Source organism: Clostridium sp. UBA5119 (assembly GCF_002414285.1).
GTDB lineage: Bacteria > Bacillota > Clostridia > Clostridiales > Clostridiaceae > Clostridium_J > Clostridium_J sulfidigenes.
Window position 1 is genome coordinate 24,200 of the sequence record NZ_DHYX01000036.1, and the last position, 9,239, is coordinate 33,438.

The following is a 9,239-nucleotide window of genomic DNA, read 5'->3' on the forward strand; positions in this document are numbered from 1 at the left end:
GTATAATCATTCATTCCTGGACCAAAGCATCCGCTTAAATTAAATATTAAAAGTAATAATGTACAAATAATAAAAAATTTTTTTTTCACAATACAAGCCTCCTTATATATAATTTTACACAATTGTATATATATTTACATATAAGGGGGAAATTATGAAAAAATTTAAAGTGTTTATGTCATCTATAATATTTATTACTGTTTTATTTACTAATAACGTAATAGTATTCGCAGATTCAAATAACTCTGAAGAAGAAATTTTTTTGGAGGAATTTTATAATACTACTATTGAAGATTTAGTTAATTACTTAAAAAATGAAAAAATTGTAAAAGAAAAAGAATTAAATTCTATTAAAGAAGAAGCAGTGTCATTAGGAACAATGGATAATGATGAAACTAAAGTGAAGACAAATCAAAAAGAAGAAGAAATTAGATTTATTGAAAAACAATTAACTGATTTTGAAGAAATACCTTAAGAAAAGTTTTTAAATTTCAAAAAAAATATAGCAAACTACTCAAGTTCATCATTAGACACAGAAACTCAAAACCAGAAACAAATTACAGCTAAAGGTATGATTAATCCATATGCGCAGGTACGAGCTGCTGTTTTAGCTACAATAAAAGTAGGTAAAAAGATGGGGTATGAAATGTCAGCTAGATTATTAGAACACTCATTATCAGCAACCCCAAACTCTACTTACTATATATATAATGACGATTCAATGATATCAAAATTAAAAAATAATAGTGCATACAAAGATAACCTTGGAAACTTAAGAAAAAAATATAAAAATAGTGGAAATCCTAATAATTTTTATGCTAAGTTTAAATTTGACTATTATAATAGTGGCTCTATTGATATGGCATATTCAATAGGTGGACTTAGGGATGGTAGTTCTGTTAAAGTTAACAATGGAACTGGAAAATTAACTCAAGTTGATTATTATGATTTTCCAAACATAACATTTCCTGCTTCAATGGGAGATGCATTAAATAACTTAGGTAAACTAGCTACAACTACAGGAGTTTGTAAGAATTATCATATAAGGATTTATACAACGGAATCATTTAATGGCTATATACCAAATCCTCCTAATCAAAAATCAAATGTAACTTATCAAGTATATGTAGGAGGAAAATGGCTTCCTAATGTGATAAATTTAAATGATTATGCAGGTATATTCGGTAAACCAATTCAATGTGTTTATGCAAATGGATCCAAGTCTAAAATTAGATATAGAGTCCATGTGAAAGGAGGGGCTTGGCTTCCTTGGGTAACACAAATAGAAGACTACGCAGGGGTATATGGAAAATATATTGATGGTATACAGGTAGAATCACTTGATAAAACTAGAAAGGCTAGATATAGAGTGTATGTTGGAGGAAAGTGGTTACCTTGGGTTAATGACTTGGCAGATTATGCTGGGATATATGGAAAATATATTGAAGGCATACAAATAGAATTAGTTAATAAATAAAATAATAAATAGATTTAAAAGAATTTTAGCGAGATGGTTATATTACTTTAATGTATTGAAAAGATGTTCTAAGTTAAAATTCGAAAATAAAACCTACAGAATATATGTGAAATTTCATGGATATTCTATAGGTTTTATTAAAATTTTAGGAAATAACCTTTCATTAAATAGGACAATAGTTTTTACAATTATGACAATCTTTTATGTGATTGATATTTATTCCATTCATAGAAAGAATAGGTGTTTTGCTTCTTGTAGCTGCTTTAATTCCTAGGTATATTGCATAGGCTATAGCCTTAGGGCCTACTTTATGATAAAGGTCCGTATCAACTTTACCATTACAGAAGAAACATTCAATTATAACCGCTGGCATTTTAGTGCTTGATAGCTCTGTAAACTCATTTGATGATTTTATGCCACGATTGATGAACCCTAAGGAGGCTAGTTCTTTAAGAACCTCTCTTCCTACAAGTCCACTAATTTTATTCTCATTGTTTGGATATATCCACCACTCTGACCCAATAGCCTTTTTATAACCTTTCTTTGGAGTGGAGTTGATATGTATAGAAAAATATAGCTCCACCTTCATTGAATTAGCAATATTCCAGTGTAAAGCATGTCCTTCTCCTATTCTCATCAATACACCTGAAACACAGCCTCCAGCTAAAACCATTCCAATACCAAATATAAAAGCACCAATCATTACATGAATACCTACTGAACTAACTGCTCCTGGAATCAAATTGTAATTAATACCTTTATTATGAATATATCCAGATTGAATTACAGCAAAACTACAGTACTTACAATCATAGCTAGTATCATCCCTCTTAACCCTCTTGTATTTCCACTAATAAAAGGATCTCTAAATGCTGCTGTAAAACAAAATCTCGAATATCTTAAAATAATACCAATTATAACACCTACACCTAAACATACAGCATAATTATACTTGCTTTTCCAAAGTATAGCACACATTATTAATGTAATTAAAAGCAATGCAACACCATAAGGAATCTGGGAATTTTCCTTCTTTACTTGACCTTGCCGTTGCTTAATCAATTCATCCATTTCTTTTGACAACATATTATCATCCCTTTAAATAAAATTAATATTTCGTGCCTCAAAATTATATATTATGCCCATATCATAAACCAATAATATATAATGGTCAATATTTAGATAAAAAAACAATTTGCTACCAACACTAAAATTATGGTAGCAAATCATCTTTATATTTACATGAATTTTCTTATATATAAAATGTTATTTTTCATATGATTTATTTAAAAACACTCTAAACTAATCTTCATGAAGCCAGCATCTAGACCAATGTCCTTTAAAAACCTCTTTTAGTTCTGGCAATGTATTTCTGCATTTATCACAGGCTTCATGACAACGATCTGAAAATCTACATCCCTTTGATAATTGTGATAGATGTGGAACATATCCTTCAATTGTATCTAATCTCCTTTTTTTATCATCTATTCTGGGAATACACTCCATAAGCTTTTTAGTATATGGATTTATAGGATTTTCAAATAATTCTTTATTAGATGCCATTTCCATGATTTTTCCACAATACATTACCACTACTTCATCTGCCATCTCTGCTACTACTCCTAAATCATGGGTATTTAATATTATGGACATATTGTATTCACCATTAAGTTTACGTAATAGATCTAAAATTTCTGCTTGAATTGTAACATCCAAAGCCGTTGTAGGTTCATCTGCTATTAATATTTTAGGATTACAAGCTATTGCCATGGCTATCATAAGTCTTTGTCTCATTCCCCCACTAAACTGATTAGGGAGCTGATGATATCTTTCTTCTCCATCCGTAATACCAACGGCTTTCATTAACTCTATAACAACCTTTTGAGCTTCCTTCTTACTAACTTTTTTATGAATTATGAGAGCTTCTGCAATCTGTTCTCCTACCTTATTCATAGGATTTAATGTTGTCATCGGATCCTGATATATCATAGATATTTCATTTCCCCGTATTTGTCTCATTGCCTTTTCACTCTTTTTAAGCAAATTTTCTCCTTTATAATGTATTTCTCCATGAATTATTTTTCCTGGATCATCAATTAACCCCATGATAGATAAAGCAGTCACACTTTTACCACTTCCAGACTCTCCGATAATCGCCATTGTTTTACCTTCATCTAGGGTAAAGTTTATATCATCGACTGCAGGATATTCCTTTCCATTCAAATAAAAATATGTTTTTAAATTCTTAACCTGAAGTAATGTCATCTTATCCCTCCTTAATGAAATTTTGTCTTAGGTAATATAATATCTTTTAACACATTAAAAATCAGAAAAATAAAATAGTAAAAAATCGCCAGAAATAAAATAAATGTAGTAAACGCTATTCCACCTTCATATGGTGGAATCAAATCTGTTGTATAAAAAAGTATCATATAAAATCCCATTCCTCTAAAGTAAAATAATCTTTCTACTATAATAAGACTTGAAAACATTATACCCATAACTGTTGGAAATCCAGATAACACTCCATAAATTATGCTTTTCATCATGTGGTTTTTTATAATTTGAACCCTAGAGCATCCCTTTCCCCTAGCTGCTAGTATATATGGCTTTTCAAAATTTTCTTCTATTGTAGTAGCTGTTATCCTTGCAATATACGCTGCTGGAAGTATTGATATTGATATTATAGGATAAATTGTATTCACAAATCCCTCATCCCCAAATGCTGGCAGTGGTCCTAAACCCAATAATGAAATTCCGTTATTATATAAGTATATAGCGCCCATCTGTACAAGTACTATTGTTAAAATATCAGGGATTGAAAGAGGTATTAGAGATTGCAGTAATTTTATTGTTCCACTCCTCTCCTTCTTTCTACTATCTATAATTCCTTTAGGAATTCCAATGACAACTGCTAAAAGCGTTCCAAAAAATAATATAAATAAGCTTTTAGTCGCTGTTTTACCCAATAGTTGTCCTAAAGTTTCTCCCTGAATCTTAATATTAAACTCTTCACCACTTAAAAATATTTTAAAGTTATTTTTTATGTTTTGGATAACTCCATCGATTTTCATATTAGGTGTGTTTTTCCCATTGTACGAAACTATATCAAAATCTAATGGTATTCCCGTTACAGCTATAACAAGAAATACAATTACAAGGAGTATTAATATATTCATAATAACCTTTTTAGTTACAACCTTTAATATTTCAGTTTTCATTTTTACTCCTCCCATCTTCATATAAATGGCAAGAAACTAACCTTCCATTATCAAGTTCTATAAGCTCTGGCTCAACAGTTTCACATTTAGCCACTCTTTTAGGGCATCTATTGTGAAATGCACATCCTGATGGTATATCCATTGCACTAGGTATTTCACCTTGAAGCTTTATTCTATTAATATTTCTACTAGGCTCAGGTACTGGTGAAGCTGACATTAAAGCCTCAGTATATGGGTGCTTTGGAGAATCAAAAATATCATCCACACTACCTTTCTCTACTATTTTCCCCAGATACATTACTGCTACTTTGTTGCTTACATGCCTTATTACACTTAGATCATGGGATATAAATAAATAGGATAAACCAAATTCTTCTTGAAGATCCATAATTAAATTGAGTATCTGTGATTGAACAGATACATCTAAAGCTGATACACATTCATCACACACTACAAATTTCGGTCTTGTAGCCAAAGCTTTGGCTATTGCAATTCTTTGTCTCTGCCCTCCACTAAATTCATGAGGTAATTTCTTAGCATCCTGTGCTGACAATCCTATCATTTCAAGTAATCTGCCTACTTCTTTCTTGTATTGNNTGTGTATTTGAAGTGGTTGAATCAAAATATCTTCAATAGTCATTTTATAATCTAATGCAGAATAGGGATTTTGAAAAACTATTTGTAAATTCTTTCTTAGCTTTCGGAATTCTTTGTTGCTAATGGTACTAATATCTCTTCCTTCTAAGAATATCTTTCCGTCATTTGGTTCTAAGAGTCTTAACATCAATCTCCCTATGGTTGATTTACCACTTCCTGACTCTCCAACAAGACCCAGAGTCTCCCCCTTTTCTATTTTAAAGTTAACACCATTTACTGCATGTACAACCCCTTTATTCACACCAAAAATTTTGTCTTTTATTAAAAATTGTTTAGTTAGATTTATTACTTCTATCATGGTTTTTCTCCTTTTCAAAGGTTTCTTACTAATCCATCATATAAGAATTCATTGTCATGGTATCTACTAATATTTGTCCAATACTTTCCATTCCTTTATAATTTATATTTTCTATACTATCAATACCACTATTAACTCCTTCTGTTGACGAATTCCCTATTCCAACACTTGAAAGTGCATTTAATCTCATGTTAATTAAAGCATTTGTAGTTGCATAATTTTCGTGAAATCTTTGATATCTCACATCTAGTTGTCTAAATCGTTTTTCTATCTCCAATCCCATTAGATAATTACTATTCTCCGCTATTTGAGCTGGAAAGGTTACAAGATTTAAATCTTTATCTTCTTGATATCCTGGATAGCTTATATCAAAATAATAATATCCATGTGACATTGCCATATTTACAGGCATACCTTCTATTACACTGTAATGATATGAGCCATCAACCTTTGAATATTTAAATTTGTCATACTCATTATCCCAAAATATAAACTGGATTGACTTTTTCAATGGTTCTTCTGTAAGAGATAACATTCTTGCCACCTCCAATGCTGTTGCAGTAGGAGTTGCTGTCATAGCATAGGTACTGTCAGTTCCATTTTTATAGACACCATCATAGCTTGCCCCTATAATTATTAACTCACCTGGTTCTTCATAGGTTTTGCCTTTACCCGGTAAAAATGCAGTAATATTACGTCCCTTGTAATTTGGTATCTTGGGATAATCAAAGCTTATCTCAACTTCTCTATAACCCTTTTCTAACACTTCCTTTAATTCATCAAAAGGAATAATATCTGTAGAATTAAAGAAGTAGGTATTATTGCTAGTATTGTAGCCTTCACCTAATATAAACTGTATATCATAATTAAAACTTTCTCCTAATTCATTTGTTATTTGATTTTGGGTACCAAAAGAATCAAATTCTAACCCACTATATTCCCTCTTAATAGAAAAAAACTCTGTGCCTTCAGGTATATTATTTACATTTTTAAGGTCTGCTGCAACTCCCTTGTAATGCAATTTTTCTTTTTTCTTAGTCATAAATATATTTTTACTTACAGTTGCAATTGTAAAGTCTTTATGCAGCTGGTAGGTCTTTTCTTCTCCATTGTCATCTGTAACCTTTATCCATCCTGATTCAATTACTACAGGAGCCAGAATTTCAGGAATAGTTTCTTCAGTGTTAGTTTCTGAACTTTTTGTGGTAGTTGTTAGCGGAATTTCTAAAGTATTAACTTCATAGCCATATGATTTTAAAGTGTTAATTATATATCGTCCAGCTAAATGTCCTCCTTCTGTTCCAGCTACTCTGCCTCCATATTTATCACTGGTAAGTTCTTCAACATGTAGTTTAGCTTGGTTTATGTCAAATTTATAAAGGCTTGGATGCCAAGGTATTACTATATATACAATAGTCCCTATTATAATTGAACTCTTTATAATTACAGGTTTATAGTATTTCTTAATATTCTTAAGCTGTGAGATAAATATTTTTGGTGATATTAGGTAAGAAATCTTTCTAATAGAACTAATAACTCTAGACTCCCTCTTTTGAAATTCTATTCTAAGTCCCTCTCCTGTAAGATTTATTCCAATTATTGCAACACTAAAAACCAATATAGGATAAAGAGTCATCCAATATGTTGTTTCATATTTTTTAACGTTTATTGCAATTCTTGAGAGAGTCCCTCCCCATTCAGGTTCTAAAATCATTTCATAATTTGCCCTAAAGGCTAATGCCTTAACTTGTCTTGCTACTCCAACAAAAATATAAAGAACTGCTAATTGAGCAATTAAAAACAACGCCATACCCATTTCTTTAAAAAACAAGCTTACACTAGTTGGTAATATGTGTGGTAACACATTTTGCCGTGCTATCTGTAGTTTTGTCTTCCCTATAGCTATCTCACCTTCAATAAAATCTTCTTCCATAACCATCCTAGTTGAATCTTCAATTATTCCAGCTAATTTTGCCCATCCCACAATGGTAAGCACTATTGCAAAAGCAAAAATTGACTTATCCATTTGTAAATTTCTGAAATATCCTATATTCAAAATAATAAAACTAAATAAAAGCATAGGTATTGCAGTAAAAAATGTATTAAATACTTTTATTATATTTGAAACAAACTTTACACCCATTCCTGCAGCTAATCCAAGTGGAAGGGCTAAGATCATTCTAAATATAGCTATAAGAAGTGCCAACTTTAATGTGTTTCTAGTTCCATATACAAGTCTTGAGTATACATCTCTTCCAGCATCATCTGTTCCAATAATATTATCTTTATTAGGTGGCATTGGATTGTACGCAAACTTTTCTACCAATTTACCATCCTCTTTGTATTCTACATACTTAGGTGTTTCTTCAAAAAGAGGATCCTTTGACGCGAAAAATCCTGGGTATAAAGCTACAATTGATAAAAATATTACAATTATACTTCCAAGAAGTAGTGGAAAATTTATTTTTTTCATTGTATAGTTACCCCCCCTCAAATAATATTTTACTTATAAGTATATTTTTATGATTTATGTAAATCAATAGTAATATACTTATCTATAATTTTATCTAATTGTCAAAGTTTCATCAATGAATTTCCTTTTCTATATTTCAACATTATTTGTAAACTATTAATTTTTTCAAATAAAAACCAGCAAAGATTATTTTTTTAATCTTAACTGGTTTATACATGGATTCTTGTATAACTTTTTTTAGCGTTATTGTGATATTCTAATATATAACTTCTAATTTCTAATTTCTAATGACATTCAAATTCAATATTAAAATTTATTTTTTTCTCTAGCATTTTAAAATTATTATATACACAAATATGAATAATCATAACATGCCTTGTAAACACCGTACTATTCAATTTTCAAAGATCAATTTATCTAACGTACTTCCTAAATCGTAAATCTGTATATTATCTTTTCAACTACATAAACTATTGTTGAAAGGTGGTCATTATATGAAAAAATTTACTGTTATGCTATTAATCTTGATAACTTTAATATTTGGTGCATCTGCTACAACTCCTGCATTTGCCCAAAATCTATTTAAAGAAGGCTCATATAAATTATCAGACTTCGTTCCTGCAAAAAACAATTCTTACTTCGTTCAGAATATTTCATCAAAAGGTAATTGTTACTTCGCAGTTATGGGTGAAAATGATGCCTTATTACAAGTTATATACCTAACTCCAAAATCGTCAAGATATAATCTAATTCCTCTTAAATCAGAATATAAAATTTTTATAGTTGGAGATGGCGAAATATTTATTAAAGGTGTTGAATAATATATATTTTTCTATTTAATCTTACATTAGTAATAAATAAAATATATATTATTGATATGTATTCCCCTTACAATTACTATAAAATTTTTGTTTTACATTATGTTTTGACTACATAAATTATTATTGAAAGGTGGCTATTATATGAAAAAATTTACTATCACATTAGTAATTTTGATTGCATTAATACTTAGTACTTCTATTATAGCTCTTGCATCTGACAACGCTACTTATAAAGAAGGTATTTACACATTATCTGACTTTGCTCCTACAAAAGATAATCTTTATACTATTC

The 9,239-nt window shown here is 29.9% G+C and carries 9 protein-coding genes; 3 read left to right on the forward strand and 6 right to left on the reverse strand.

The features are described 5' to 3' along the window. The first annotated feature begins 154 nt into the window (after nt 1–154). Nucleotides 155–475 carry a hypothetical protein gene (locus tag B2671_RS04755; RefSeq protein ID WP_346869387.1) on the forward strand — a complete coding sequence of 107 codons (321 nt, stop codon included), beginning with the start codon at nt 155–157 and terminating at the stop codon, nt 473–475. A gap of 96 nt (nt 476–571) precedes the next feature. After that, entirely contained in the window at nt 572–1,477 is a 906-nt protein-coding gene (locus B2671_RS04760; protein ID WP_346869388.1) for a hypothetical protein, read from the forward strand. Between the two features lie 163 nt (nt 1,478–1,640). On the opposite strand, the gene B2671_RS04765 is transcribed toward B2671_RS04760, so the two are convergent. The 6 genes from B2671_RS04765 to B2671_RS04790 form a co-directional block, all read right to left on the reverse strand. Next, nucleotides 1,641–2,180 (reverse strand): N-acetylmuramoyl-L-alanine amidase, encoded by a 540-nt coding sequence (locus B2671_RS04765; protein WP_346869389.1) that lies wholly within the window; start codon nt 2,178–2,180, stop codon nt 1,641–1,643. 80 nt (nt 2,181–2,260) lie between these two features. After that, nucleotides 2,261–2,563: a hypothetical protein gene (locus tag B2671_RS04770; protein WP_346869390.1), complete on the reverse strand. Its 303-nt coding sequence runs from the start codon at nt 2,561–2,563 to the stop codon at nt 2,261–2,263. Between the two features lie 216 nt (nt 2,564–2,779). Continuing rightward, complete coding sequence (locus B2671_RS04775) at nt 2,780–3,742, reverse strand: ABC transporter ATP-binding protein (protein WP_346869391.1); 963 nt, start codon at nt 3,740–3,742, stop codon at nt 2,780–2,782. Between the two features lie 11 nt (nt 3,743–3,753). Then, the gene (locus B2671_RS04780; protein WP_346869392.1) at nt 3,754–4,698 is read right to left on the reverse strand and encodes an ABC transporter permease subunit; all 945 of its coding nucleotides are present in this window, start codon (nt 4,696–4,698) and stop codon (nt 3,754–3,756) included. Next, nucleotides 4,688–5,653, reverse strand: coding sequence for an oligopeptide/dipeptide ABC transporter ATP-binding protein (locus B2671_RS04785; protein ID WP_346869393.1), 966 nt, complete (start codon nt 5,651–5,653; stop codon nt 4,688–4,690). The genes B2671_RS04780 and B2671_RS04785 overlap by 11 nt, the downstream gene beginning before the upstream one ends. A 28-nt stretch (nt 5,654–5,681) precedes the next feature. Then, nucleotides 5,682–8,126, reverse strand: coding sequence for an ABC transporter permease subunit (locus B2671_RS04790; RefSeq protein WP_346869394.1), 2,445 nt, complete (start codon nt 8,124–8,126; stop codon nt 5,682–5,684). A gap of 494 nt (nt 8,127–8,620) precedes the next feature. Between B2671_RS04790 and B2671_RS04795 the strand changes: the two genes are divergently transcribed. Continuing rightward, nucleotides 8,621–8,947, forward strand: coding sequence for a hypothetical protein (locus B2671_RS04795; RefSeq protein ID WP_346869395.1), 327 nt, complete (start codon nt 8,621–8,623; stop codon nt 8,945–8,947). The last annotated feature ends 292 nt before the right edge of the window (nt 8,948–9,239 follow it).